We start from the raw sequence: 26385 nt of genomic DNA on the forward strand, positions 1-26385 counted from the left end.
GGCCCAGGCTTTGCCGGACACCGTTCGGCCATAAAAAAACCCCTGCCATGGCAGGGGTCGGACGGTATCCATGTCAGGAGATCAGAGCGTGACGGCCAGGCTCTCGACCGAGGCGGCGCTCGGGGTCACCAGTACGGGCACCGATTTGGAGGTGGGGGTGAAAGAGCCCTCCCCTATGCTCTCGATGGCCACCAGGGGGTTGGTCTCCGGGTAGTAGGCGGCGATGTTGCCTTTCGGGATCTCGTAGAAGATGACGCTAAAGCCCCGCACCACCCGCTCGCGCCCGTCGTTGCACACCGCACTCATGTCCACCCGCTGCTCCTCGGCGAGCCCCAGCCTCCTGGCATCCTCCTCGTTCATGAAGACCACGTTGCGTCGTCCCTTGATGCCGCGATAGCGGTCATCCATGCCATAGATGGTGGTGTTGTACTGATCGTGGGAGCGCAGGCTCTGAAGCAGCAGCACGGGTTGGTCCACCATCTGCTCCGCGTGGCTGGTGCACTCGGGCAGGATGGAGTCCGGCAAACGGCTCGCCCTGAATTCGGCGCGCCCGCTCGCGGTGTTCCAGCGCAGCAGGGCGGCGCTGTTCTCCAGATGGAAACCGCAGGGCTCCTCGATGCGGCGGTTGAAGTCGCCAAAGCCCGCGATGGTCTCCTCGATGAGATCCCGCAGCAGCCCGTAGTCATCCCGCAGCGCCAACCAGTCCACCCGATCGCTGCCAAGCGTTGCCTCGGCCATGCGGGCCACGATGTCTATCTCGGAGAGACAGAGCGGCGAGACCGGCTCGTTCATCCCGGTGGAGGCGTGCACCATGCTGAAGGTGTCCTCCACGGTGATCTTCTGCACCCCGGAGCGCTGCTGATCGAGCTCGGTACGGCCCAGGCAGGGGAGGATCAGGGCATCTTTTGACACCATGAGGTGGCTGCGGTTGAGCTTGGTGCTGATCTGCACGTTGAGCTCGCTCCTTCGCATCGCTTCATAGGTGAACTCGGTATCCGGCGCGGCGGCTGCCAGGTTGCCCCCAAGGCAGATGAGCACCTTGCTCTTGCCGCCATGAAGGGCTTTGAGGGCCTCGTAGACGTTGTGCCCCGGCGTGCGCTTGAAGCCCACCGGGAAGCGGCGCTCCAGGCGATCGAGGAAGGCGGCATTGGGTTTCTCGTTGATCCCCATGGTGCGGTTGCCCTGCACGTTGCTGTGACCGCGCACCGGACAGAGTCCGGCCCCCGGCTTGCCAATCTGGCCGCACATCAGGTGCAGGTTGACGATTTCGCGAATGGTGTCGACCGAATGCTTGTGCTGGGTGATCCCCATGGCCCAGCAGCTGATCACGCTCTCGCTGCTTGCGAAGATCTGCGCCGCCCGGGTGATCGCCTCCCGACCGAGGCCGGATTGCGCCTCGATCTGCGTCCACTCCGTAGCCTTCACCTGGGCCAGGTAGTCGTCAAAGTGCGCGGTGTGCTGCTCGATGAAGGCGAGATCGATGCGCCCCCCCTCCTCTTCCAGGATGTATTTCGCCATGCCGCGAATGGCCGCCATGTCACCGCCCAGCTTTGGCGTGAGGTACTGGTGGCTGATGGTGGTTGCCGCCGGGGTCAGTAGCTCCGCCGGGCTCTGGGGGCTTGCGAAGCGCTCGAGGGCCACCTCTTTGAGGTTGTTGAAGGTGACGATCTGGCACCCCTGGCGTGCCGCCTTGCGCAGGGCGTTCATCATGCGCGGGTGGTTGGTGCCCGGGTTCTGGCCAAAGACGAAGATGGCTTTGGCGGCGTCGAAATCATCGAGCACCACGGTGCCCTTGCCCACCCCGACGGACTGGATAAGCCCCACCCCGCTCGCCTCGTGACACATGTTGGAGCAGTCGGGGAAGTTGTTGGTGCCATAGAGACGGCCAAACAGCTGATAGAGGTAGGAGGCTTCGTTGCTGGCGCGTCCCGAGGTGTAGAACTCCACCTCGTCGGGGCTGGCCAGGCTCTTGAGTTTGTCGGCGATGAGGGCAAACGCCTGATCCCAGCTCACCGGCTCGTAGTGATCGGTGGCCGGGTTGTAGCGCAGGGGCTCCGTCAGTCGCCCCTGATATTCGAGCCAGTAGTCGCTCTGGGTGGCGAGGCGACGCACCGAATGCTCGGCGAAGAAATCGGCCCCCACCGTCTTGCCGGTGGATTCCCAGGCCACCGCCTTGGCGCCGTTCTCGCAAAACTGGAAGGCCCCCTGCTTGTTGTCACCCCAGGCGCAGCCGGGACAGTCAAAGCCGTCGGTCTGGTTGACCCGCAGCAGGTTCTTGATGTTCTGGCGGGTCTTCTGGCTGCGCAGCACCTGCTTGAAGGTGGACTGCAGGGAGGAAAAGCCGCCGGCCTTGGCCGGTTTCTCAATATGACTGGACATGGGAATCTCCAACGTGATCCTGGGCGCGGGGGCTGGCATAGCAGACCGGGGCATCGGATCGGGGCACATGGATCAGGGTCAGGTTGTACTTCAGGGCCAGTCGCACCGCGAGCTGGCTGGGTGAAGCAAGGCTGATGAGGTGAGCGGCGCCAAATTGCACCGCCTTGTGAATGAGTTCGCTGCCGCAGCGGCTGGTGATCACCAGGGTGGCGGCCTGCACCGGCTGGCGCAGCTGCATGCCGATGAGCTTGTCCAGGGCGTTGTGCCGCCCTATGTCCTCCCGGCAGGCCAGGATCTCGCCGCGATCATCCAGCGCCAGGGCGGCATGAAGGGCGCCGCTCTGGCGGGCCTTGCTCTGCCAGGGGACGATGCGCTCCCGCAGATCCTGCAAAGAGGCGGTGTCGAAGGGGGCACCCGGGGTCAGCGGGGTGAGCACGGGCAACGCATGTTCGATGGCCTCCACCCCGCAGATGCCACAGCCGCTGGCACCGGCCAGGCGGCGCTTGCGCTGGCCAAGCATTGCCAGACAGCGGTTGGCGATGGTGACATCGAGCACGATGCCGTGCTCGGACGGGGTGCTCTGGATATCGTGTACATCGTGGTTGCCCCCGATGATTCCCTCGCCAAACAGAAAACCGATGGCGAAATCGTCGAGATCGTCCGGGGTGGCCATCATGACGGCATGGTTGATGCCGTTGATGTTGACTGACACGGCCACCTCCTCCACCAGCTCATCCAGACTGGGCAACCGTGAATTGAAAGGGATCATGCGAGACGCTTATAAGCTGTATTCGGGCCTCAAGTTTAGATAAGCCGCCGCGCCAAAACCAATGAAACAAATCTATTCGCCGATAGATAACTTCTATTGCCATCGGGATGTCGATTGATTAAATTTGTCGCTCATTGCCTTTGCCTGCTGCCATTACCACGATGAATATCAAGCAGTTGCACTATTTCTACGAGCTGGCCCAGCACCGTCACTTCGCCAAGGCGGCCAAGGCTTGCTTTATCACCCAGCCGACCTTGTCGGCCAGCATCACCGCTCTGGAGAAGTCACTTGGCACCGAACTGGTGGTGCGCAACAGCCAGTTCGTGGCCCTGACCCAGGCGGGGGAAGTGGTGCTGCACCACGCCGAGCGGATGCTGCAGGAGCAGGATGCCATGCGCCAGGAGCTCAGCCTCTTTCGGGGCGGGCTGTCGGGCGCGCTGCGCATCGGCGTAGTGCCCCAGTCGAGCATCGACATCATGCCGCTGCTCAAGGGGTTCAACGACGCCTACCCCAAGGTCGGCCTGCACCTCTGCGTGATGACCCATGCCACCCTGATGGAGCAGCTGGATCTGCATCGCATCGACATCGGGCTCGGCTTTGACGAGTTGCTCACCGAGCATCAGCGCCGGGCCCTCGACGTCCAGCTTCGCCACCCCAACCCCATGGCCCTGCTGGGCCCCCTGCCTGCCCACTGCGCCTCGACCGGGCCGCTGACCCTGGCGGACCTGCAAGATCTCCCCCTGATCCTGCCAAGCACCACCATGCAGTTTCGCCGCTACCTGGACGAGGCCGCCGCCCGCCAGCAGATCAGCCTGCGGGTGGTGCTGGAGACCGACTCCCTGTTCCACCTGGTCAACGGGGTGAGCCACGGGCTCGGCCGCGCCGTGGTCAGCGCCGGCATCGCCGCCACCGCCAGGCGGCTGTTCCAGCTGCCCTGCCATCCCCTGAGCGATGCGAGCGCCGGCACCATCGCCTTCATCACCCGCAAGCACAGCGTCACCCCCGCCATGCGGGCATTTCTCGCCCAGGCCGACACCTGAACCCGGCGGGCGGTCCCAGCGGCCGCCCGCAAGCTTTATGGATATGGCGGGCACGAGCCATGCCCGCTCTGCCATACTTTTTCTCCCGCGTTCGGGGCGCTGCTGCGCCCGTTTCTTTACCGCCAAGGAGCCGATCCCTCGTCCTTGAGCCTGGGCGTTCCTTCAGGCGGAAACGACCCGCCGCCGTGCCTCGCGCCCTGCACGACTCTGGACACAATGGTCGCCGAAAAAAATAAATATGCAGAAAAATCAATGCAGCCCCCGCCTGAGGTATAAACTCTTCTGCTGTTTGTATGAAGCATCGTGCTGCTGAAAATTTTCTGTGAGCCACCTCCCGTCGTTAAATCCGGGAGCCTATAACCTTGACCCGAACAATAAAAACCTGACGCGTTCCGGTTTATTTCACCATGCATCACAAAGGAGTGTCACATGTATAAGAAAGTGAAACTGGCGGGCATTATCAGCTCCCTTATTCTCTCTGCCTCCGCTTATTCTGCGGACATGACGGTGGGGTTCTCCCAAATAGGGTCTGAGTCCGGCTGGCGGGCGGCAGAAACATCGGTAGCCAAGAGCGAGGCACAGAAACGCGGCATTACCCTGAAGATTGCCGATGCCCAGCAGAAACAGGAGAACCAGATCAAGGCCATTCGCTCCTTTATTGCCCAGGGCGTGGACGCCATCTTTATTGCGCCCGTAGTGCAGACGGGTTGGGACCCGGTATTGCAGGAGGCAAAAGAGGCCGAGATCCCCGTGTTCCTGCTGGATCGCAATATCACGGTCAAGGATGACTCTCTCTTCATGACGGGCGTCGCCGCGGACAGCGTTCACGAAGGGGCGGTGGCGGCCAACTGGCTCATCAAGCAGCAGGATGGCAAGCCCTGCAATGTCGTTGAATTGCAAGGCACCGTCGGGGCCAGCGTGGCCCTGGATCGCAAAAAGGGCTTCCTCGATACCGTCGCGGCCGTGCCCACCATCAAGATCATCCGCACCCAGTCCGGCGACTTCACCCGCAGCAAGGGCAAGGAGGTGATGGAGAGCTTCATCAAGGCGGAAAACAGCGGCAAGAATATTTGCGCCGTCTATGCCCATAACGATGACATGGCCATCGGGGCCATTCAGGCCATCAAGGAAGCCGGCCTCAAACCGGGCAAGGATATCAAGATCATCTCCATCGACGGCGTGCCGGATATATTCAAGGCGATGATCGCAGGTGAAGCCAACGCCTCGGTGGAACTCACGCCGAATATGGCGGGCCCCGCCTTCGACACCCTGCTGGCATATAAGAAGGATGGCACCCTGCCCCCCAAACAGATCAAGACAGAGTCCAAATTGTTTGAGCCGGAGAGTGCCCAGTCCCAGCTCGAGCTGAAAAAAGACATGGGCTATTAATACCGACCGCCCTCTGAGTCAGCCAATCAAATAACGCGCCATATAAGCCCGAGTGCTTATATGGTGCGTTATATCGGAGAGCCCATTTCCATGTCAGAAAACAATCGCGATGTCGTGTTGCACGCCCGGGGGATCTGCAAGGCCTTTCCCGGGGTACGGGCCCTGCATCAGGTGGATTTTTCCCTGCGACGGGGGGAGATCATGGCACTGCTCGGCGAGAACGGTGCCGGCAAGTCCACCCTGGTCAAGACCCTCACCGGCGTCTATCAGCGTGATGCGGGCCGCATCGAGCTCGATGGCGTCCCCATCTCCCCGACGGACACCGCCCACGCCCAGCGCCTGGGGATCGGCACCGTCTACCAGGAGGTCAACCTCCTGCCCAACATGTCGGTAGCCGACAACCTCTTCATCGGCCACGAACCCCGCCGTTTCGGCTTCATCGACCGGGCCGCCATGACCCGTCAGGCCAGCGCCATCATGGCCAGCCACGGCTTCGAGATGGACGTCACCCTGCCCCTCGATCACTACTCGGTCGCCATGCAGCAGATCGTGGCCATCGCCCGGGCGGTCTCCCTGTCCGCCAAGATCCTGATCCTGGACGAACCCACCGCCAGCCTCGACACCAGCGAGGTCCAGATGCTCTTCTCCCTGATGAAGAGCCTGCGGGATCGGGGGGTGAGCCTGGTCTTCATCACCCACTTCCTCGACCAGGTCTACGAGATAAGCGATCGCATCACAGTGCTGCGCAACGGCGAGCTGGTCGGCACCCGCGACACCCAGGCGCTGCCGCAACTGGAGCTGGTCAAGATGATGCTGGGGCGCGAGCTGGACGACAACGCCCTCAAGCGGGCGGGCAAGACCCTGCGCAGCAGCCAGCCCATGGTGTCGTTCAGGGACTATGGCAAGCGCGGGGTCATCGCCCCCTTCAGCCTCGACGTCATGCCCGGGGAGATCGTGGGCCTGGCCGGCCTGCTCGGGTCCGGTCGTACCGAGACCGCCGAGCTGATGTTCGGCATAGTGCCGAGCGACAGCGGCGAGTGCCGGGTGCGGGACAAGCCGGTCACCATCCGCAGTGCGCGCCAGGCCGCCGCCCACGGCTTCGGCTTCTGCCCGGAGGATCGCAAGAGCGCCGGCATCATCGCCTCGGCCTCGGTGCGGGAGAACATGGTACTGGCCCTGCAGGCCCAACGGGGCTGGCTGCGTCCCTTGTCCCGCAAGGAGCAGGACGAGATCACCGCCCGCCTCATCGCCCAGCTGGCGATCAAGACCCCGGGGCCGGAGCAGCCCATCCAGTTTCTCTCCGGGGGAAACCAGCAGAAGGTGCTGCTGGCCCGCTGGCTGCTGACCAAGCCGCAGCTCCTGATCCTGGACGAACCCACCCGGGGCATCGACGTGGGGGCCCACGCCGAGATCATCCGCCTCATCGAATCCCTCTGCGCCAACGGGCTGGCCCTGCTGGTCATCTCCTCGGAACTCGAAGAGCTGGTGGGCTACGCCGACCGGGTGATCGTCCTGCGCGATCGAAAACAGGTGGCAGAGCTTGCGACGGACGCCCTCAGCGTCCCTGCCATCATGAACGCCATTGCATGCGAGGCCTGATATGACGTCATCCACTCTCCCCCTCTCCAAGGGGGCCAGCCGCCCCCGCAGGCCCTGGCCCACGGGCTCGGCCCAATGTGTCGCCCTGGTGTGCGTGCTGCTCATCAATGCCCTGGTCGCCGACAACTTCTTCGCCATCCACATCCAGGATGGCCGGCTGTTTGGCAGCCTCATCGACATCCTCAACCGCTGCGCCCCGGTGGCCCTGCTCTCCCTCGGCATGACGCTGGTGATCGCCACCGGCGGCATCGATCTGTCGGTGGGGGCCGTGATGGCCATCAGCGGGGCCACCATGGCCAGCCTGGCCACCGGCGGCCACAGCCTGCCCGTCATCTTCGCGTCCGTGATCGGGGTCGGCCTCCTGTGCGGCCTGTGGAACGGCCTGCTGGTGGCGGTGTTCAAGATCCAGCCCATCGTCGCCACCCTGATCCTCATGGTGGCGGGCCGGGGCATCGCCCAGCTCATCACCGAGGGGCAGATCATCACCTTCAACAACGACGCCCTGGCCTGGATCGGCAGCGGCGCCCTCTTCTATCTGCCCACCCCGGTCATCATCACCCTGGGGATGGCCCTGTTCATCTGGCTGCTGACCAAACGCACCGCCCTCGGCCTCTTCATCGAGGCGGTGGGGATCAACATCAAGGCGGCCAAGAACGCCGGCCTCAACACCCAGCCCAACTACCAGCAGTCGGCCCTGTGGGACACCGCCATGCTGGATGCGCTCCCCGAGTACGAGATCAAGACCCACACCCCCTGGTATGACGAGGAGAAGGTCTTCCGTGGCCCCCGTCTGAGCGATCTGCTGGCCAAGGTGGGCGCCAACGGCAAGCAGCTGACCATCACCGCCCTCAACGACTATTCGATCCAGGTGCCCGCCAGCGATGCCACCCAGTACCAGGTGATCCTGGCCCGCAGCATCAATGGCAAACCGCTGTCGGTGCGTGACAAGGGGCCGCTGTTCCTGATCTATCCGTTCGACCAGTACCCCGAGCTTCGCAACAAGCTCTATTACAGCCGCGCCATCTGCCAGATCAGCCGGATCAAGGTGGAGTAGATCCCATGAAATCCATGGCAGCGAGTCAACGTTCCCTCTTGGTGGTGCTCTGTGTCCTGCTGCTGGCCTTTGCCGGCATCAGTACCATCCAGTACCGGCAATTCCAGGAACTGCCACGCGGCACCAGCCAGGGTGACGACAACGTCATGTGGAACTATTTCCAGCTCTACAACGAGGCACTGCGCTTTCAAAACGCGCTCTGGCACGACTCACCAGCCAAATTCCAGCTCAGATACGACATCCTGATCAGCCGGATGGATCTGGTGCTGGAGAGCAAGGATCGCAACCTGCTGCAACACACGCCCATCTACCAGCAGGCCAGCAAGGCGATGCGCCGTTTTACCGCCCTGGCCGATCTCTGGCTAGGTCCTGAGCCTGACAAGCCGCTGGATCAGGCCGCCCACCAGCAGGTGAGTCAGGAGCTGGAGCAACTGCTGCCCCAGCTCCATCAGCTAACCCTGGAGGTCAACCAGCAGGCAACCCTGTTCGACCTGGCCCGCCGCGACGGCGTGCGCCAGCAGATCATCACCACCACCCTGATCGCGGCGCTGCAGTTTTCCCTGCTGTTCGTGCTCGCCCTGCTCATCTGGCGGCAGATGAACCTGTCGTTCCTGCAGCACAAGATGATGCAGCAGCTCAACGACAAGCTGCTCAAGGCCAACCGCGAGGCCGAGGCGGGCAAACGGGCGAAAAGCAGTTTCCTGGCCAACATGAGGCACGAGATCCGCACCCCCATGAACGGCATCCTCGGCATGCTCTCCTTGCTGGCGGACCGCACCATGGCACCAAGAGAGCGGGAGTATCTGGAAACGGCTCGTGAATCGGCCAACCATTTGCTGGGGCTGCTCAACGACATCCTGGACATTTCAAAACTGGAGGAGGGTCGCATCGAGTTGCAGCTGGTTCCCTGTCATCTGCCCAAGCTGCTGGAAGACATCCGGGCCTTGATGCAGAACAACTGCAGTGCGAAAGGGATCCAGCTCTCCCTGACCCTGGCCCCTGACACGCCGGAATGGCTGATGATGGACCCCCTGCGGGTACGCCAGATCCTGTTCAACCTGCTGAACAATGCCATCAAGTTCACCCACCAGGGCGCCGTCACTATCAGGGTAGGCAGCCAGCCCTTGGACAAGGATCGCCACGCCATCCGCATCGCGATCCAGGACACGGGGATCGGCATGAGCCGCCACCAGATGGAGAACCTGTTCCAGCGCTTCTCCCAGGCCGATGTCTCCATCACGCGGCAATATGGCGGCTCCGGGCTGGGCCTCGAGATCTCCCGCAACCTCGCCCGCCTGATGGGAGGAGACATCTCGGTCGAGAGCCAGGAGGGATGCGGCAGCACCTTCACCTTTGGCTGGCCTGCCCGGGTGACGACCCCCTCCATCGTCTGCCTCCCCGCCAAACCCGTGGTGCAGGAGCGCTATCGCATCCTGCTGGTGGATGACAATGCCACCAACCGCAAGGTGATCGGCGCCATGCTCGCCTCCGTCGGACACCAGGTCACCCTGGCGATACAGGGGGAAGAGGCCCTGGCCAAGTTGGCGCAAGCCACCTTCGATCTGGTGCTGATGGACGTGCAGATGCCGGTCATGGACGGGCTGGCGGCCACCACCCACATCCGGACCTCACACCAGCCCTGGGCCGACATTCCCATCATCGCCCTGACCGCCGATGCCATGCCCGAATCGAAGCAGTACTACCTCTCCCACGGGATGAACGGCTATATCACCAAGCCCATCAACAAGGAGACGCTGTTGGGCGAGATCAACCGGCACGTGGTGCGGGAACAGCTCAAGCGCAGCCGCGCCCACGCCAATCCGGCCTGAGCCGGCCTGGCCATGGCGCCAGAACAGGGTTGATGGGGATGAACCTGGGTGGAGACCTTGCCGCACCGGATGGCGGGACGGGGCATCCAGCCCTATGCCCACACCGGGGACAGACTCCCCACGCACATGGACGGGATCTATCCGGTCAGGAGAGCAGCTGCTGCAGATCGGCAAACAGCAGAAACAGCGCGGCCTGGCTGGAGACCCCCAGCTTGGCGTAGAGGTTGCGGCGGTGCACCTTGGCGGTCTCCAGCGAAATGGCCAGCTCCCGCGCCACCCCCTTGGTGGAGTGGCCGCCGAGGATCAGCAGGGCCACCTCCACCTCCCGGTTGGTAAGCGGGGTGGTGCCCCGCAGGCGCAGCGCCTCTTCCAGTTGCTGGCGACTCTGTTGCAGGGGATTGCCCTGGGGCTGGCGCAGCCGCTCCTCCAGTCGCGCGGCGATGCGCAGCATCGGCAAGAGCCAGGGGGAAACCAGGCTGCAGATGCCGATCTCGCTGCTCTTGAAGCGGCGCTGGCTCCCCAGGGAGAGGGACAAGGTGCCCTGGGGCAGCGGCAGCAGGAATTGCAGCTCGTCGGTGACCACGTTGCGCGAGAAGTAATGTCGGCAGTATTCGGTGTCCCGAAAGCTGTCCGGTGCCACCTCGTCCAGCCGATATACCCCGGCGGCCGGGCATTTGAGCGCAAAGCTGTAAAACGGGTCCAGCAGATAGAGGCCGTGCATGTAGTCGGCGAACAGGTTGTCGTTGGCGTAGTTCACGGCATTGTCTGCCAGCACCAGGGGCGGCATGTCCTGGCGAAACAGCATGGCCACCCAGGTATCAAACTCCACCTGCTCGCGCAAAAAAGCCGCCAGCTGCTGCCAGAAGGTCTCACTGCCCATGTCGTTCAACAGCCGGCCCAACCGCTGGTGAAACGCCAGATCCGCTACGTTCAACTGCATCTTTCCCTGTCCCTACTCCATTGACGTTATGTCTACCCCCCAACGCTAACGTTTCTGCGTGATGTCCGTCACTTCGGGGGCTGTCTAGTATGACCTCACCAGGCACGACACGGCCAGCACAATGCAGGCCACCTCATCCGCGTCGTGCGTTTCAACGGAGTGAAAGCCATGTCATTGCATGACCTGTCGTACTGGAAGCAACGCGCCGATGCCCTGCGCCCCCGCGGCCAGGCATTCATCAACGGCCAGTTCGTCCCGGCCGCCGATGGCCGCACCTTTGCCAACGTCAGCCCCATCACCGGCCAGTCCCTGGGGGATGTCGCCCGTTGCGGCGAGGCCGATGTGGCACTGGCGGTGCAGGCCGCGCGCACCAGCTTCGAATCCGGCGTGTGGTCGCGCTGCCACCCGCGCGATCGCAAGGTGGTGCTGCAAAAACTGGCCGCCCTGGTGCGCGAGCATGGTGACGAGCTGGCGCTGCTGGATTGCCTGGACATGGGCAAGCCCATCAGTGACGCCCGCACCATCGACGTGCCGGGCACGGCCGCCGTCATCGACTGGTATGCCGAGGCAGCGGACAAGCTGTACGACGAGGTGGCCCCCAGCGCCGCCGATGCGCTGGCGCTCATCACCCGCGAGCCGGTCGGGGTGGTGGCGGCGGTGATCCCGTGGAACTTCCCCCTGGACATGGCGGCGTGGAAGCTGGCACCGGCGCTGATCGCCGGCAACAGCGTGATCCTCAAGCCCGCCGAGCAGTCGCCGCTGTCTGCACTGCGCCTGGCCGAGCTGGCCAGGGAGGCCGGCCTGCCCGATGGCGTGCTGAATGTGCTGCCGGGGTATGGTGAAGAGGTGGGCCGTCCCCTCGGCCTGCACCCGGACGTCGACTGCCTGAGCTTCACCGGCTCCACCGAGGTGGGCAAGCTCTTCCTGCGCTATGCCGCCGAGTCGAACATGAAGATGGTGTGGCTGGAGTGCGGCGGCAAGAGCCCCAACCTCGTGTTCGAGGATTGCGATCTGGATGCCGCGGCGCAGCGTGCCGCCTTTGGCATTTTCTTCAACCAGGGTCAGGTCTGTTCGGCCAACTCGCGCCTGCTGCTGCAGCGTTCGATCAAGGACGCCTTCCTGCAGAAGCTGCTGGCGCAGGTGGACGCGCTGCAACCCGGCAACCCGCTGGATCCCGCCACCCGCACTGGCTGCATCGTCGATGCCCGCCAGACCGATCGCATCATGACCTTCATCGATGTTGCCCGCCGCGAGGGCGCGAACCTCTTGTGCGGCGGCGAGCGCACCGCCATCGACGGCAGCGACTGCTACATCCGCCCCACCATCTTCAGCGACGTCACCCCCGAGATGACGCTGGCGCGCGAAGAGGTGTTCGGCCCCGTGCTCGCGGTCATGACCTTTGACACCGAGGCCGAGGCCATCGCCCTAGCCAACGACAGCATCTATGGCCTGGCCGCCTCGGTATGGACGGAGCAGCTGTCCCGCGCCCACCGGGTGGCGCGCCGGCTGCGCGCCGGCACCGTCTCGGTCAATACCGTGGATGCGCTCGACCCCGGCATTCCGTTTGGCGGCTTCAAGCAGTCCGGCTTCGGCCGCGATCTGTCGCTGCACGCCATCGACAAATTCACCCAGCTCAAGACCACCTGGGTACAACTGCGCGACTAGTCTGCCGCGCCCGAGATGTTCCATCCCAACAAGGACAGTAGGAGACACATCATGAACGATCCCCTTATCTACTCCACCTCACCGCTGGCGGCCACCACCACGCCAGCCGCAAAGTCCGGCCCCAGCCTGGGGCTCGGCGCCCTGCTCGCCGTGGCCATTGGCCTCGTGGTTTCGCAGGGCGTGATGGTGCTGATGCTGCAAGGTGCCGGCATCGCCGGACTGGGCTTTCTCATTCCGCTGACCCTGGCCTTCGTGCTGGCGCTCACCTATGTGATGTCCTTTTCCGAGCTGGCGCTGATGATCCCCCGTGCCGGCAGCCTCAGCAGCTACACCGAGGTGGCGCTGGGCCAGTTCCCGGCCATTCTCGCCACCTTCTCCGGCTACGTGGTGGTAGCCATGTTCGCGCTGTCGGCCGAACTGCTGCTGCTCGATCAGATCATCAACCAGGTCTACCCCGGGGCCTTCCCGCACATGAGCGTCGCATACGGCGTCCTGCTGGCCTTCACCCTGCTCAACCTGCTCGGCATCGACGTGTTTGCCAAGTTGCAGTCAGCCCTGGCGCTGGTGATGGTGGTCGTGCTGCTGGCGCTCGGGCTGACCGCCATGTCCGGCAGCGACAGCCATCCGCAGCTGGTGCAGGCGGTCAACAACGACTGGAACCCGATGGGGGCCGGCGTGCTCACCCTGGTGGCGCTGGCGATCTGGGGCTTTGTGGGCGCCGAATTCACCTGCCCCCTGGTCGAGGAATCAGACAAGCCGCAGCGCAACATCCCGCTCGCGATGATCCTCGGCATCGTGGTGATCTTCGTGACCACGGCGCTCTACAGCATCGGCGCCCTCTATTATGTGCCGCAGGAACAGCTGGCCGGCTCGGCCTTGCCGCACTACCTGTACGCCACCGCCCTGCTGGGAGAAAGCGGTAAAGTGTTGCTGGTCGTGGCCGCCATCACCGCCACCTGCAGCACCCTGAACAGCTCGCTGGCTGCCGTGCCGCGCATGCTGTACGGCATGGCGCTCAACGGTCAGGTCTTCCCCCAGTTCAAGCTGCTGAGCAAGCGCTACAACACCCCCTGGGTGGCGGTGCTGTTCGTGGCACTGATCACCGGCGCCCCCGTGCTGCTGATGGGGGACGACCCGGCCACCATCGGTCTCCTGCTGCTGGCTGCCGCCATCGCCTGGCTGCTGGCCTACATCATCTGCCATCTGGACGTGATTGCCCTGCGCCGCCGCTACCCGCAGCTGGCGCGGCCGTTCAAGTCCCCCCTCTACCCGCTGACCCAGTTGGTGGGCATCGCCGGCATGCTGGTGTCGATCTACTACGTGTCCCCTACCCCGGAAATGGCTCCGTCCATCTTCGGCTATGCCGGCGCCGTGCTGGGGCTGGTGTCGCTCATCGCCGTCCTCTGGATCAAGCTGGTGATGCGCAAACCCCTGTTCCGCCCAGAACCCCTGAATGAAGTGCTGGCGCGCAAGTAAGTCTCCAACCTTATTCACCGCCGGGGCAGGCCCCGGCGTCACACCCTACACAAACGAGGTTTTCGCAATGACCAGATCCCACGATGACAACCGCAGCACCCGCGAGTACCAGCAGCTGGATGCCGCCCACCACATCAACGCTTTCCTCGACCAGAAAGCCCTGAATCAGGAAGGCCCCCGGGTGATGGCCGAGGGGAAAGGTGTCTACCTGTGGGACACCGACGGCAACCAGTATCTCGACGGCATGTCCGGCCTGTGGTGCACCAATATCGGTTATGGCCGCCAGGATCTGATTTCCGCCGCCACCCGCCAGCTGGAACAGCTGAGCTACTACAACACCTTCTTCCACACCACCCACCCGGCGGTCAACGAGCTGTCGGACAAGCTGTTCTCCCTGCTGCCCGGTGACTACAGCCACGTGATCTACACCAACTCCGGCTCGGAAGCGAACGAGGTGCTGATCCGTACCGTGCGCCGCTACTGGGACGTGATGGGCAAGCCCGGCAAGAAGATCTTCATCGGCCGCCACAATGGCTATCACGGTTCCACCGTGGGCAGCGCCAGCCTGGGCGGCATGGCCTTCATGCACGAGATGGGCGACCTGCCGATCCCCAATGTGGTGCACATCGGTGAGCCCTACTGGTTTGCCCATGGCGGTCAGCTGAGCCCGGCGGAATTTGGCCACAAGTGCGCACAAGAGCTGGAAGCCAAGATCCTGGCCCTGGGGGCTGACAACGTCGCCGCCTTCGTGGCCGAGCCGTTCCAGGGGGCCGGCGGCATGATCTTCCCGCCTGAGAGCTACTGGCCGGAGATCCAGCGCATTTGCCGCCAGTACGACGTGCTGCTGTGTGCCGACGAGGTGATCGGCGGCTTTGGCCGCACCGGCGAGTGGTTCGCACACGAACACTTCGGCTTCCAGCCGGACACCATCAGCATCGCCAAGGGGCTGACCTCCGGCTACATCCCCATGGGCGGGCTGGTGCTGTCCCGCCGCATGGGCGAGGCCCTGGTGGAGCGTGGCGGGGTGTTCGCCCACGGCCTCACCTATGCCGGCCACCCGGTCGCCGCTGCCGTGGCGCTGGCCAACCTGAATGCCCTGCAGCAGGAAGGCATAGTGGCTCGGGTGAAGAACGACACAGGCCTATACCTGCAGACATGCCTGCGCGAGGTGTTCGACAAGCACCCGCTGATCGGCGAGATCCAGGGGACCGGCATGGTGGCCGCGCTGCAGTTCTGTCAGGACAAGGCCAGCCGCACCCGCTTTGCCAACGAGAGCGATCTGACCTGGCGCTGCCGCACCATCGGCTTCGAAGAGGGCGTGATCATCCGCTCCACCCAGGGCCGCATGATCATGGCCCCGGCGCTGGTCATCAGCCACGCCGAGATCGACGAGCTGATCGCCAAGACCAAGCTGGCGGTGGACCGCACCGCCAAAGAGATCGGCCTACTCTAACCCCTGCCCGCCGGGCGTTCTCGCCCGGCGGCTATCCCCCTGTCGTTTTCCCTCTTTGCCAGACCTCGTGTGCCGACCAGGATCCAACCCCTCCATCACCGCAGCGCCGGTCTGCCAGGCCAGATGCGATCCGTGCAACGTTCTCAGGCGCCCGGCTCCTGCCCCATCGTTCCGCTCGATGTGAACGCTGATCGGGTAGTCACTGAATAGCCAGACTGAGGTCAGTCAGACCAACCACTAGGGCACCAGGGGATCCGCCGTAGCCGGCCCTTTTTCCAGATAACACCATTGTTCCCCACTGGCTTGCCGTGCATGGCCGATAGCCAGCGGACAGCGCCGATATGACGCACACTCCCCTAGCAAGGGCGCGCACTTTCCCTGGCTCAGGCGAGACTATAGCCAGGGAAGATGACGGGAGCTCGACGACCGAGTGATGTGGCTGAAGGCCGGCCAGAGACGTCTGATGTGAAGGGCGCCGTGTATATCGCCAGCGGATCTGGCCTTCCCACGGTTCTGCCCCCTCCATAGGCCTGAGCGCCTCGTGGTACGGCCCACCGCCTTTCGATGACCCAAAGAGAGGCTCTGCAGAGCGCTCTCGAGCGACAAGAGACTGCGGCCTGTTCGTCGCAGCTGGATTCATGCCCCGTTTGCCGGAATAATCCCCCTTGACGCCTGCCGAACCTGCGCCCCTGCTGGCTCCGATCAGCTTCTTGGGCTTGGGCCCATGCAGCCCGGAAAATAAAAAAGCCCGCCGAGGCGGGCCCTATACAGGGGTATCGGGGGCGACGTTGTCACCCCTATTTTAATTACGCGCCGAGACGCTTCACCAGAGTGGCGAGCAAGGCATCGCAGGCGGTGAGCTGCTCCAGCGCCAGCCATTCGTCCGGCTTGTGGGCCTGGTCGATGGAACCCGGCCCCAGCACCACAGCCGGGATGCCGACACGCTGGGAAAACAGGCCGGCCTCGGTGCCGAAGGCGATCTTGGCGGGCGCCCGCTCATCCCCCAGCAGCGACTGCATGAAGCGCACCACGGTGGCGTCTGGCGCGGTCAGCAGGCCTGGGTAGCTGCTGAGCTCGACAAACTCGATGTCGGCCGCCTCGTCAACGGCCCGCATCGCCGGCAGCAGTCGCTCCCGGGCGTGGCTGAAGATGGCATGGAGCAGCGGCTCGGGATCGTCTTCCGGCAGGTGGCGGATCTCGAACTCGAACGCGCTCTCTGCCGGGATGATGTTCAGCGCGGTGCCGCCTTGCATCTTGCCCACGTGCAAGGTGGTGTAAGGTACCTCGTACAGGGGGTCGAACGGTCCGCTCGCCACCCGATCTCGGGCCAGCTGACGGATAAAGGTGATGAGCTCGGCGGCATACTCCACCGCGTTCACCCCGGCGGCCGGGTTGCTGGAGTGACCCTCCTTGCCGCGCAGCCTGACCCGGTAGGCCACCTTGCCCTTGTGCGCCGCCACCAGCCGCATCAGCGTGGGCTCGCCGACGATGGCCATCTGCGGCAACACCGGCAGCCCGCCCAGCACGTCCAGCAGACGGCGCACGCCGATGCAGCCGATCTCCTCGTCGTAGGTCAGTGCGATGTGCACCGGGGTGTGCAGCCTGGCCGCCGCCAATGCCGGCACCGCGGCCAGCACAGATGCGATGAAGCCCTTCATGTCGGCGGCGCCGCGGCCATAAACGCGACCATCGCGCACCGTCAGGTGAAACGGATCGCAGCTCCAGTGCTGACCGGCGACGGGAACCACGTCGGTGTGCCCGGCCAGCATGACCCCACCCCGATCGGTCGGGCCTATGGTGGCGTACAGGTTGGCCTTGGTCCCCTCTTCATTGCCCACCAGCTGGCTGGCAATGCCGTACTGCGCCAGGTAGTCGCGCACGAAGTGGATCAGCGCCAGGTTGGAGTGCTGGCTGACGGTATCGAAACCCACCAGGGTCTGCAGCAGACCCAGCGAAGAGTGTTGTTCCATCACGGATCTCCTGCCACGCCGTAGCTCGGGGCCGCCTGCGGCGACACGGCGCGGGTGACATAGGCAGCCATCTGCGGCTCATAGCGCTGCCACAGCCTGGCCAGCTCGGCCACCGGTGCCCCCTCGCTCCAGTCGATGCGCAGGTCGATGCTGGGCCACTGGGTATCCAGGGTGGCCTGCAGACCGGCGGCATGTATGGGCCCGGCCTCTCCGCCGGCATCCACCGCCGCCTGCAGGGCGGCCAGCAGCCGTTCAGGCAGGCTGCCGCGGCTGGCTTCGAAGGCATCGACCATGGCCTGGGGCACCAGGGGGCTGGCCAGCAGGTTGCCGCCGGCCGCGCAGTCTCGCCCGGTGGCGGCGCCATAGACCCCCAGGGCATGGCTGCCGGTGATCACCTGGGGCGTGCCGTCCAGCGGCGCCAGCACCAACTGCCGCCAGTCGCTGTGGGGGTCGGCGGCCAACAGGCTGGCACGCAGCACGGCGCCATCCTCTCCGTCCGCCATCTGGGCCAGTGCCAGCCGGCCCAGCATGGGGTTGGTCACGTTCTGGCTCAGCGCGGCACCGACTCCGGCACACACATTGGCGCAGCGGCTGGCCACGGCGATGCTGGACGAGGCGACGGCCACGCCGACCATGCCGCTTTGCGGGCAGCGGGCAGCGATGGAGAAGGTCATCAGCGGCGCTCCTCGGGGATCACGGCGGTCACGTCGATCTCCACCAGCCATTCCGGGCGGGCCAGCGCCGACACCACCAGACCGGTGGACACGGGAAACACCCCCTCGAGCCACTTGCCCACCACCTGATAGACGGTCTCGCGGTAGCGGGGGTCGACCAGGTAGATCACTATCTTGCAGATATCCCCCAGGCAGCTGCCGGACTCTTCCAGCAGCATCTTGACGTTGGCCATCGCCTTTTCCGTCTGGGCGGCGACGTCCCCTATGCCCACCGATTCCCGGGTGTCCAGATCCTGGCCTATTTGGCCACGCAGGAAGACCATGTTGCCGGCCACCACGGCCTGGCAGAGATCGTTGTTGAGGTTCTGTTCCGGGTAGGTCTGCTTGGTATTGAACGGACGAATGCGCTTGTGAATCATGTTGGTCACCTTGAGGGTTTATTGGGGTCGCCCGTGGCGACCCACGCTTGTTGGGGGTCAGACTTCTGCCGGAACGGCAGTGTCGGCGTGCACGCTCTGGTCCGCCTCACGGTAGGCGGCGTAGGTGCGCTGGATGGCGATGTGGTCGGCAATGAAGCGGGCGTCGTGCCAGACCCCCCAGATGAATGCCGAGCCGCGCCGAGACAGCCACGGCAGGCCGAGGAAGTAGACCCCGGGCTCGCTGGACACGCCGCGCTGGTGCTGTGGCTTGCCCTTGTCATCGAAGGCGTTCACCTGCAGCCAGCCGTAATCCTGCACGAAGCCGGTGGCCCAGATGATGGTGCCCACCCCGGCTGCGGCCAGATCCAGCGACAACAGGGGCTCGGTGAGGCAGGCGGGGTCCGGCAGCATGCGCCGCGCCTCGGGCTCAGGCGGCAGATCCAGCCCGTTGCGGGCGATGTAGGCATCGGCGGCATCCAGCAGTGCCAGGTAATTCGCATCCCCACGCGCCACGTTGGCGGCCAGATCCGGTTGGAAGCTGACCACGCCGTCGTCGAACGACTTCGTCATCCCCACCAGGGTGATGCCCTGCTGCGCCAGGGCACGGAAGTCCACCGTGTGGCCACCGCGAGCACCACTCACCGCGATGGTGACGTGCTCGGTGCCTGGCTTGACGGTCGCGGCGTCCCACTCCCCCAGCACACCCAACCACCAGCAGAAGTCGCGACCACGGTAGGCACGCGGCGGGCGGTCGTGGGCCCCGACCGACAGGTACACCTGGCGACCGGCACGCTGCAGCTCGTCGGCGATCTGCACGCCGGAGGAGCCAGCCCCCACCACCAGCACGGCACCGGCCGGCAGTTGATCCGGGTTGCGATACTGGGTGGAGTGCATCTGCAGCTGGCTGCCCGCCTGCGGCGCCACCGCCGGGATCACCGGTTTCTGGAACGGGCCTGTGGCCGCCACCACGCGATTGGCCTCGAACACCCCGGCCGAGGTTTCCACCGTAAATCCGGGACGCCCCTGGTTGCGGGTGACCCTGGTCACCTCCACACCTGTGCGGATCGGTGCCTTGAACTTGCGGGCATAAGCCTCGAAATACGCCGCCACCTTGTCCTTGGCGACGAAGGCATCCTGATCGGCTTCCATGGCGAGGCCGGGAAAGCGGTCATGCCAGGCAGGACCATTGCACACCAGTGAATCCCAACGCTCGGTGCGCCAGCGCTCGGCGATGCGGCTGCGTTCCAGCACGATATGAGGGATGTCGAGCTTGCTCAGGTGCTCGCTCATGGCCACACCGGCCTGACCCGCGCCGATGACCAGCGTGTCCGTTTTTTCCATTGCCATCTTGCTCTCTCCTGTTGAGCGGGTTGACAAGGGCAATCTAGAGCCTCACGCTGAATACATAAAATATATAAATCTTTTTCAAGGGATAACTTTAAACTATGCAATACACCCTGCGGCAGCTGACCTATCTGGTGGCCGTGGCCGATCACGGCAGTGTGACCGCGGCGGCCAACGCGCTCTATACCTCGCAGCCCGGCGTCTCCAATGCCATCGCCCAGCTGGAGGCGCTGTTCGGCCTGCAGTTCTTCGTGCGCCACCATGCCCGCGGGGTATCGCCGACCCCGGCCGGACAGAGCTTCATCGCCGCCGCCCGCAACCTGCTGCTCCATGCCGAGGATCTCGAGCAGCAGGCCCAGGAGATCAGCCAGTCGCTGCGCGGCGCGATCACTCTGGGTTGCTTCACCACCATGGCCCCCATCCTCCTGCCCGACCTGCTCAGTGCGCTGCGCGATGCCTACCCTGAGCTGGAGGTGAACCTGCTGGAGGGCGACACCCAGCAACTGCAGGCGGCGCTGCTGGGCGGACAGATAGAGCTGGCCCTGCTGTACGATCTGGGACTGCCGGAGACGCTGCACAAGCAGCCGCTGTCCGGCGCCCGCCCTTACGTCCTGGTGGCCGCCGATCACCCGCTCGCCGCGCGCGGCCAAGTCTCTCTGGCCGAACTGGTCGATGAGCCGCTGGTGCTGCTGGACCGCCCGCACAGCCGCGAATATTTCCTGGGGCTGTTCCGCCAGCTGGGGCTGGAGCCGAGAGTCGGGCACCGCACGGTCAACTTCGAGCTGGTTCGCGGGCTGGTGGCGGCCCATTTCGGCTATGCGCTGCTCAACCTGCAGCCCCAGGTGGATATGAGTTACGACGGTGGCAAACTGGCGTGCCTGGATATCGTCGACGATGTTCCCCAACTCCCCATCGTGCTGGCCTGGCCACAGGAACTGACGCTCACCCGCAAGGCGGCCGCCCTGCGAGACACCTGTCTGCAGCTCTGGGGATCAAGCACGGCTCAATCGCCTGCTGCCCCCGATAAACCATCTCCGGCGCAGTTCAAAAAGCGCTAAAAGCGCTGGGTCATCCCTCGATGGATCGCTTCTGGCCGCAGACGGGCCATCACGGCGACGGCTTGAGGGCGGTCGTGACGACTGAGGTATCGCCGACAGCGAAGAGAGCGGGGATAGTCGCTGGGCAGCCACTGGCGTGACGCGAGCATAGCGCTGGCGAACAGGCGGTGCTTGTGAGACGGCAGCACGCCTGGGGCGATGCGAAGGGATTGTCAGATCTCGTGACGACGTCCAAACGGGATCATGGTCACCTTGCGGTAGTACCAGATACCTTGCGGAGAGAGCCAGAGATTCACTGAGGGGCTGGATTGGCCGCTGAGGGTGTCTGTTGCGGTAGCCGCCGAGGCTCCGGCAGGGAGTTTGGCTGAGGTTCTGGCTGGACAACCGCTGGTTTTACCCGAGAACGCGCACAGGCAAGCATCTTAGCCACCTGTTCACGAGCGACCAGCTTGTCCCGAGTACGGAGAGATTTCTTGATGTCTTTGCGGCGGCCACAGGGGAGCACTGTCACCTTGCGGTAGTACCAGATACCTTGCGGAGAGAGCCAGAGATTCACTTAGAAGACTCCTGATCCATCCACACAAAGTGGATTACCAAGAGGTCTGAAGGGGGGTATTAGCTGTAACTTATTGAATTGCAGAAACAAGTGGTGGCCCTACCAGCCACATCCCGGCACTCGAGTCCCCCGCCTTGGCTGCTACCTTCCGGTCCTGACCAGGTCGACGGGTTATCAATGCGAGAGGACCAATAGGACCACCGGCGAGGAGAATAGGCAAACTGGCCGGTCAATGCAACGGCTTTCTGCCGCAGCGCGAGCCGTTCGCCTTATTTTTCAACAATCTGGCCAAGGGTTCAGCTAAACAGCATGAATTTGGCCCCCACCACCAGCATCAGGAGGGCGAAGGCCTGCTTGAGCCGTGCGGGTGACAGCCGGTGTGCCAGCCTGGCGCCAAACCGGGCGAACTGGGTGCTGGTGAGCACTATGCCCACCAGGGCCGGCAGATAGATGAAGCCGGCACTCCACTCGGGCAGATCCGGGTTCCCCCAGCCGGCGTAGAGGTAGCTCAGGCTGCCCGCCAGGGCGATGGGCATGCTGCAAGCGGCGGAGGCCGCCACGGCGTTGCGCATGGGCACCGAGTTCCAGCTCAGATAAGGCACGGTGAGCGAGCCACCGCCGATGCCAAAGAGCGCCGACATCCAGCCGATGAGGCTGCCCGCGATCCCGGTGCCGACCGGTCCCGGCATGCGGCGCTCCGCCTTGGGCCTCAGGTTGAGCCCCATCTGCACGGCCATGGCCCAGGCGAAGCAGCCGATGATGATGTTGAGGGTGCTGGCGCTGAGCAGGTTGGCGGTCATGCCGCCGAGCCAGGCCCCGAGCAGCATGCCCGCCCCGAGGCGCCGTATCATCACCCAGTCGACGGCCCCCGCCTCCTGATGGGCTCGCAGGGAGCTGAAACCGGTGAAGATCATGGTGGGAAGCGAGGTGCCGAGTGCCAGGTGGGTGATGATCTCCGGGGCCACGCCCTGGGCGTGGAAGCTCAGCACCAGCACGGGCACTATGATGAGCCCGCCTCCGATCCCGAACAGCCCGGCCAGCATGCCCGCGAAGGCCCCCAACACCAGATACCCCACAAACAGCATAAAATTTCCTTCGCTAATAAATTGGCGGTCAACTCGACCGCCAATGCCCATAAAAAAAGAGATGGCGCCAGGCCATCTCTTTATTGTGCCGATTAATGAAGGGGAATGGTACCGTCCATCACCTTGTAGAAGGCCAGCACGGCGCAGCCGAGCAGGGCCGCCGTCATCCCCTGCTCCAGCCGGTTGAGGCTGCGCAGGCCGTGGTGCTGGCGCGCCTTCCAGTAGATGAAGATGCCGGGGCTGTAGAGCAGCGCCACCAGCAGCAGGTACTCCACCCCCGCCGCATAGACCAGCCAGCAGCCGTAGGCGGTGGCCACCAGGGCCAGCAGCAGGTCACGCTTGCGCTGATGGGGCTGCTGCTCGTAGGTGGTGCCCTGGATCGCCAGCTTGAGCCCGTAGGCGCCGGAGAAGACATAGGGCACCAGGGCCGCCGAGGTGGCGATGTTGACCAGCGCCAGGTAGGTGCTGCTCTGGAAGTAGATGATGATGAGGAAGATCTGCACCAGGCAGGTGGAGCACCAGAGCGACACCTGGGGCGAGCCGTTCTTGTTCTCCTTGGCGAACCACGCCGGGAAGACGCCGGTCTTGCCCGCGATGTAAGGCACTTCCGCCGCCAGCACGGTCCAGCTCAGCAGGGCCCCCATGACCGAGATCACCAGGCCGATGTTGATAAGCCAGGCGCCCCAGGGACCGACCACGGCTTCCAGGATCATGGCGGTGGAGGGGTTCTTGAGGGCCGCCAGCTGCGGCTGATTCATGACCCCCAGGGAGAACAGGGTGACCATGACATAGAGCGCCAGGGCGCCCAGCAGGGCCAGCACGGTGGCGCGGCCCACGTCCTTGCGGTGTCGGGCACGGGCGGAGACCACCACGGCCCCCTCGATGCCGATGAAGACCCAGAGGGTCACCTTCATGGTGGACTTGACCTGATCCATCACGGAGCCGAGCTCGGGACTCCCCTGCCCCCAGAGATCCAGGGTGAAGGTCTCCATGTTGAAGGCGAGCAGGATGGCGACGCAGAAGACGATGAGGGGCACCATCTTGGCGATGGTGGTGACGATATTCACCAGCGCCGCCACCTGGATGCCGCGCAGCACCAGGGCATGCACCGACCAGATGAGCAGGGACGCGAGGGTGATGGCGATCGGGGTGTTGCCGTCACCAAAGATGACGTTGTCCGGTGTATCGAAGAAGTAGCTCAGGGCGCTGAACACCACGATGGCGTAGGAGACGTTGGCCAGCAGCTGGCACAGCCAGTAGCCCCAGGCTGCGTTGAAGCCGACGAAGTCACCGAACCCTGCCTTGGCGTAGCTGAAGATGCCGCCATCGAGATCCGGACGGCGCATGGAGAGGTTCTGGTACACCAGGGCGAGGCAGATCATGCCGATCCCCGTGATGGTCCATCCTAGGGCGACGGCCCCGGCACTGGCATGCGCCGCGATGTTTTGTGGCAGACTGAAGACCCCGGCACCGACCATGGAGCCGATCACCAGCGAAATGAGGGCACCGAGCCCCAGTTTCTTGTCCATCTCAAACCTGTTTTCTTAGGCGGCGGCTGAGCATCCGTATTCATACAGCGCGCGACATGGGAGGGGCGAAAGATCCGTACCCCGTGAAAAAGGCGGCAACTATATTGCATGACTATTCCGACCGCAATCCTTCGCAGCGCCAATCACGCACCGTCTTGACCGCGCGCAATTCTACAGCACTCACTCACCTCGCCTGTGAGCTGGTTCAAATTAAGAGAGACCCGTTGATCTTTCACGTTTTTCCATGATGTGACCCGGGGTTTTTAGGAAAAAGGCTGCATGGCTATTCATCCCTGCGGGCTGCTGGCACGGCTCATGAAAACGCCCCGGGATCCGGGGCGCAGTGGTCACCATGAGCGAGTGGCGAGCTAGAGCCGCAGCCCCCCGTCTATCTCGATCATCCGACCCGACAGGTAGTCGTTGGCGAGGATGAACTGTACCGTGTGGGCCAGCTGCGCCGCCTCCCCCAGGCTTCCCACCGGGATGGCCTGCTGCATGCGGGCCATGGCCTCGGGCTTCATGGCCGCCGTCATGTCGGTGGCAAACACCCCGGGGGCGATGCCCATCACCCGGATGCCGTGGCGGGCCAGCTCCCGCCCCCAGGTGACTACCAGGGAGGCTACCCCCGCCTTGCTGGCGGCATAGTTGCTCTGGCCCATGTTGCCGGCCCGGGCGATGGAAGAGATGTTGATGATCACGCCCCCCTGACCCCCCCTGGCCATCAGCGCCGCCCCTTCGCGCCCGCACAGGAAGGTGCCGGTGAGGTTGACGTCGATGACGGCCTGCCACTGGGCCAGGCTCATCTTCTCCAGCAGTTCTCCCTCCTTCACCTTGATGAGCATGCCATCCCGCAGGATGCCGGCGCAGTTGATGAGGCCGTGCAGGACGCCGAACTGCTCGTCGATGGCGGCGAAGGTCGCCTCCACCTCGGGCTCGCTCGCCACGTTGCAGACGAAGAGGGCGCAGCGGCCGTCACGGCTGCGCACCTCGGCCTCGGTCACCTCCAGATCCGCGCGGTTGACGTCGATGAGCGCGAGCACCGCGCCCTGCTCAGCGAGGCTCAGGGCGATGGCGCGGCCGAGCCCCCTGCCCGCCCCCGTGATGGCGATGACCTTCTGCGTGATATCCATGGATGCTCCTTGCCGGTTGCCCGGCCATAAATGGGTGGATAAAGGGGATGGCCGCGCCGGCTCAACCCACCTTGGTCTGATCCAGCTCCGCATCTCGATAGAGTTCGACGATGCTGGAGAAATCCCGCGTGTCCGGTCCCTTGGCCGCATGCAGGTTGAACAGGTTGCGGGCCAGGGCTCCCATGGGTACGGCGCTGTGGGCATGTTCGGCAAGCGCCATCGCGAGCCCCAGGTCTTTCACCATCAGCCGGGTCATGAAGCCCCCCTGGTAGTTGCGCGACGCCGGGGCATTCTCCATCACCCCGGGCCAGGGGTTGTAACGCTCCAGGCTCCAGTTGTTGCCCGAGCTCTTGCCCATGATGGTGGAGAGGACGGCGGGATCCAGCCCCTCTTTCACCCCGAGGGCAAGGGCCTCGGCAGTGCCCGCCATGTGGATGGCGAGCAGCATGTTGTTGCACATCTTGGCGATCTGGCCCGCCCCGAGCGCCCCGGCGTGGAACAGGTTCTGCCCCATGCAGGCAAGCACGGGCCTGGCCGCCTCGAAGTCCGCCGCCTCGCCGCCAACGATGAAGGTCAGCGTCCCTGCCGCAGCGCCGGCCACGCCCCCCGAGACAGGGGCATCGATGAAGCGGATGCCGCGCGACTTCGCCGCCTCCCCCACCCGGCGGGCCGAGGCCACGTCTATGGTGGAGCAGTCGATGACCAGGGTGCCCGTGGGCAGGGCCGCCAGCAGATCCTGGCCGCCCTGCTCACCGCTACCTTCGCCCAGCCAGAGGCTGCGCACATGCTCCCCTGCGGGCAGCATGCTGATGACCAGATCGCAGTCGCTCACCGCTTCCCGGGCATCGGCGGTCGCGATGCAGCCGGCGGCGATCGCCCGGCTCAGGCTCTCCGGCACCAGGTCGAACACCTGTACCCTGTGCCCCGCCCGGACCAGGTTGGCGGCCATGGGCCCCCCCATGTTGCCAAGCCCGATAAATCCAATCCTTGTCATGATCTGCTCCTTGATATGTTCCGTTCGTGGGTC

The 26385-nt window shown here is 64.4% G+C and carries 20 protein-coding genes and 1 other RNA gene; 9 read left to right on the plus strand and 12 right to left on the minus strand.

The window, feature by feature from the left end:
• Positions 1-81 precede the first annotated feature (81 nt).
• Both I6L36_RS02630 and fdhD read right to left on the minus strand, forming a co-directional pair.
• The gene (locus I6L36_RS02630; protein ID WP_010674611.1) at positions 82-2379 is read right to left on the minus strand and encodes an FdhF/YdeP family oxidoreductase; all 2298 of its coding nucleotides are present in this window, start codon (positions 2377-2379) and stop codon (positions 82-84) included.
• The gene (gene fdhD, locus I6L36_RS02635; RefSeq protein ID WP_029314473.1) at positions 2363-3148 is read right to left on the minus strand and encodes a formate dehydrogenase accessory sulfurtransferase FdhD; all 786 of its coding nucleotides are present in this window, start codon (positions 3146-3148) and stop codon (positions 2363-2365) included. Before fdhD ends, I6L36_RS02630 begins: the two co-directional genes overlap by 17 nt.
• 161 nt (positions 3149-3309) lie before the next feature.
• On the opposite strand from fdhD, the gene I6L36_RS02640 reads away from it, so the two are divergent.
• The 5 genes from I6L36_RS02640 to I6L36_RS02665 all read left to right on the plus strand — a co-directional run bounded on the left by I6L36_RS02640 (position 3310) and on the right by I6L36_RS02665 (position 10059).
• Positions 3310-4188 (plus strand): LysR family transcriptional regulator, encoded by an 879-nt coding sequence (locus I6L36_RS02640; RefSeq protein WP_109112801.1) that lies wholly within the window; start codon positions 3310-3312, stop codon positions 4186-4188.
• Between the two features lie 429 nt (positions 4189-4617).
• On the plus strand, positions 4618-5577 hold the full coding sequence (ytfQ, locus tag I6L36_RS02645; protein WP_216986957.1) for a galactofuranose ABC transporter, galactofuranose-binding protein YtfQ: 960 nt from the start codon (positions 4618-4620) through the stop codon (positions 5575-5577).
• 90 nt (positions 5578-5667) lie between these two features.
• A complete protein-coding gene (ytfR, locus tag I6L36_RS02650) occupies positions 5668-7176 on the plus strand; it encodes a galactofuranose ABC transporter, ATP-binding protein YtfR (protein WP_216986958.1) in 1509 nt (502 codons plus the stop codon).
• 1 nt (position 7177) lies between these two features.
• Complete coding sequence (locus tag I6L36_RS21865; protein WP_125117248.1) at positions 7178-8230, plus strand: molybdopterin-dependent oxidoreductase; 1053 nt, start codon at positions 7178-7180, stop codon at positions 8228-8230.
• Between the two features lie 5 nt (positions 8231-8235).
• Positions 8236-10059: an ATP-binding protein gene (locus I6L36_RS02665; protein WP_109113149.1), complete on the plus strand. Its 1824-nt coding sequence runs from the start codon at positions 8236-8238 to the stop codon at positions 10057-10059.
• A 145-nt stretch (positions 10060-10204) separates the two neighbouring features.
• On the opposite strand, the gene I6L36_RS02670 is transcribed toward I6L36_RS02665, so the two are convergent.
• Positions 10205-10999, minus strand: a complete 795-nt coding sequence (locus I6L36_RS02670; RefSeq protein WP_124813260.1) for a helix-turn-helix transcriptional regulator — start codon at positions 10997-10999, stop codon at positions 10205-10207.
• 168 nt (positions 11000-11167) lie between these two features.
• Here I6L36_RS02670 and I6L36_RS02675 point away from each other — a divergent pair, with 168 nt between their 5' ends.
• From I6L36_RS02675 to I6L36_RS02685, 3 genes are all read left to right on the plus strand, one after another.
• Positions 11168-12664, plus strand: coding sequence for an aldehyde dehydrogenase (locus tag I6L36_RS02675; protein WP_109112667.1), 1497 nt, complete (start codon positions 11168-11170; stop codon positions 12662-12664).
• Positions 12665-12715: 51 nt separating this feature from the next.
• Entirely contained in the window at positions 12716-14140 is a 1425-nt protein-coding gene (locus tag I6L36_RS02680) for an APC family permease (RefSeq protein WP_109112668.1), read from the plus strand.
• A 67-nt stretch (positions 14141-14207) separates the two neighbouring features.
• On the plus strand, positions 14208-15593 hold the full coding sequence (locus I6L36_RS02685; RefSeq protein ID WP_109112669.1) for an aspartate aminotransferase family protein: 1386 nt from the start codon (positions 14208-14210) through the stop codon (positions 15591-15593).
• Between the two features lie 806 nt (positions 15594-16399).
• On the opposite strand, the gene argE is transcribed toward I6L36_RS02685, so the two are convergent.
• The 4 genes from argE to I6L36_RS02705 are packed head-to-tail and all read right to left on the minus strand — an operon-like array spanning position 16400 to position 20003.
• The gene (gene argE / locus I6L36_RS02690; RefSeq protein ID WP_109112670.1) at positions 16400-17563 is read right to left on the minus strand and encodes an acetylornithine deacetylase; all 1164 of its coding nucleotides are present in this window, start codon (positions 17561-17563) and stop codon (positions 16400-16402) included.
• Positions 17563-18237 (minus strand): DUF1028 domain-containing protein, encoded by a 675-nt coding sequence (locus I6L36_RS02695; RefSeq protein WP_109112671.1) that lies wholly within the window; start codon positions 18235-18237, stop codon positions 17563-17565. The genes argE and I6L36_RS02695 overlap by 1 nt, the downstream gene beginning before the upstream one ends.
• Entirely contained in the window at positions 18237-18656 is a 420-nt protein-coding gene (locus tag I6L36_RS02700) for a RidA family protein (protein WP_109112672.1), read from the minus strand. Before I6L36_RS02700 ends, I6L36_RS02695 begins: the two co-directional genes overlap by 1 nt.
• Before the next feature lie 57 nt (positions 18657-18713).
• Positions 18714-20003: an NAD(P)/FAD-dependent oxidoreductase gene (locus I6L36_RS02705; RefSeq protein WP_109112673.1), complete on the minus strand. Its 1290-nt coding sequence runs from the start codon at positions 20001-20003 to the stop codon at positions 18714-18716.
• 98 nt (positions 20004-20101) lie between these two features.
• On the opposite strand from I6L36_RS02705, the gene I6L36_RS02710 reads away from it, so the two are divergent.
• Entirely contained in the window at positions 20102-21058 is a 957-nt protein-coding gene (locus tag I6L36_RS02710) for a LysR family transcriptional regulator (RefSeq protein WP_109112674.1), read from the plus strand.
• Positions 21059-21711: 653 nt separating this feature from the next.
• On the opposite strand, the gene ffs is transcribed toward I6L36_RS02710, so the two are convergent.
• The 5 genes from ffs to mmsB all read right to left on the minus strand — a co-directional run bounded on the left by ffs (position 21712) and on the right by mmsB (position 26352).
• Positions 21712-21808, minus strand: an RNA gene (gene ffs / locus I6L36_RS02715) — signal recognition particle sRNA small type.
• Between the two features lie 102 nt (positions 21809-21910).
• Positions 21911-22699: a sulfite exporter TauE/SafE family protein gene (locus I6L36_RS02720; protein WP_109112675.1), complete on the minus strand. Its 789-nt coding sequence runs from the start codon at positions 22697-22699 to the stop codon at positions 21911-21913.
• Between the two features lie 92 nt (positions 22700-22791).
• Positions 22792-24228 (minus strand): arginine-ornithine antiporter, encoded by a 1437-nt coding sequence (gene arcD, locus I6L36_RS02725; protein ID WP_043760933.1) that lies wholly within the window; start codon positions 24226-24228, stop codon positions 22792-22794.
• A 368-nt stretch (positions 24229-24596) separates the two neighbouring features.
• A complete protein-coding gene (locus I6L36_RS02730; RefSeq protein WP_111896673.1) occupies positions 24597-25358 on the minus strand; it encodes an SDR family oxidoreductase in 762 nt (253 codons plus the stop codon).
• Positions 25359-25419: 61 nt separating this feature from the next.
• Positions 25420-26352: a 3-hydroxyisobutyrate dehydrogenase gene (gene mmsB / locus I6L36_RS02735; RefSeq protein ID WP_109112911.1), complete on the minus strand. Its 933-nt coding sequence runs from the start codon at positions 26350-26352 to the stop codon at positions 25420-25422.
• Positions 26353-26385 lie beyond the last annotated feature (33 nt).

Origin of the sequence: Aeromonas sp. FDAARGOS 1406 (assembly GCF_019048565.1) — a bacterium.
GTDB classification, from domain to species: Bacteria; Pseudomonadota; Gammaproteobacteria; order Enterobacterales; family Aeromonadaceae; genus Aeromonas; species Aeromonas caviae.

Bases quoted from the DNA above. Each gene is read 5' to 3' on its own strand.
- arcD (WP_043760933.1), bottom strand. From the start codon at position 24,228: ATGGACAAGAAACTGGGGCTCGGTGCCCTCATTTCGCTGGTGATCGGC.
- I6L36_RS02640 (WP_109112801.1), top strand. From the start codon at position 3,310: ATGAATATCAAGCAGTTGCACTATTTCTACGAGCTGGCCCAGCACCGT.
- I6L36_RS02705 (WP_109112673.1), bottom strand. From the start codon at position 20,003: ATGGCAATGGAAAAAACGGACACGCTGGTCATCGGCGCGGGTCAGGCC.
- I6L36_RS02695 (WP_109112671.1), bottom strand. From the start codon at position 18,237: ATGACCTTCTCCATCGCTGCCCGCTGCCCGCAAAGCGGCATGGTCGGC.
- I6L36_RS02685 (WP_109112669.1), top strand. From the start codon at position 14,208: ATGACCAGATCCCACGATGACAACCGCAGCACCCGCGAGTACCAGCAG.
- I6L36_RS02680 (WP_109112668.1), top strand. From the start codon at position 12,716: ATGAACGATCCCCTTATCTACTCCACCTCACCGCTGGCGGCCACCACC.
- I6L36_RS02710 (WP_109112674.1), top strand. From the start codon at position 20,102: ATGCAATACACCCTGCGGCAGCTGACCTATCTGGTGGCCGTGGCCGAT.
- ytfR (WP_216986958.1), top strand. From the start codon at position 5,668: ATGTCAGAAAACAATCGCGATGTCGTGTTGCACGCCCGGGGGATCTGC.
- mmsB (WP_109112911.1), bottom strand. From the start codon at position 26,352: ATGACAAGGATTGGATTTATCGGGCTTGGCAACATGGGGGGGCCCATG.
- I6L36_RS02700 (WP_109112672.1), bottom strand. From the start codon at position 18,656: ATGATTCACAAGCGCATTCGTCCGTTCAATACCAAGCAGACCTACCCG.
- I6L36_RS02630 (WP_010674611.1), bottom strand. From the start codon at position 2,379: ATGTCCAGTCATATTGAGAAACCGGCCAAGGCCGGCGGCTTTTCCTCC.
- argE (WP_109112670.1), bottom strand. From the start codon at position 17,563: ATGGAACAACACTCTTCGCTGGGTCTGCTGCAGACCCTGGTGGGTTTC.
- fdhD (WP_029314473.1), bottom strand. From the start codon at position 3,148: ATGATCCCTTTCAATTCACGGTTGCCCAGTCTGGATGAGCTGGTGGAG.
- I6L36_RS21865 (WP_125117248.1), top strand. From the start codon at position 7,178: ATGACGTCATCCACTCTCCCCCTCTCCAAGGGGGCCAGCCGCCCCCGC.
- ytfQ (WP_216986957.1), top strand. From the start codon at position 4,618: ATGTATAAGAAAGTGAAACTGGCGGGCATTATCAGCTCCCTTATTCTC.
- I6L36_RS02670 (WP_124813260.1), bottom strand. From the start codon at position 10,999: ATGCAGTTGAACGTAGCGGATCTGGCGTTTCACCAGCGGTTGGGCCGG.
- I6L36_RS02730 (WP_111896673.1), bottom strand. From the start codon at position 25,358: ATGGATATCACGCAGAAGGTCATCGCCATCACGGGGGCGGGCAGGGGG.
- I6L36_RS02675 (WP_109112667.1), top strand. From the start codon at position 11,168: ATGTCATTGCATGACCTGTCGTACTGGAAGCAACGCGCCGATGCCCTG.
- I6L36_RS02665 (WP_109113149.1), top strand. From the start codon at position 8,236: ATGAAATCCATGGCAGCGAGTCAACGTTCCCTCTTGGTGGTGCTCTGT.
- I6L36_RS02720 (WP_109112675.1), bottom strand. From the start codon at position 22,699: ATGCTGTTTGTGGGGTATCTGGTGTTGGGGGCCTTCGCGGGCATGCTG.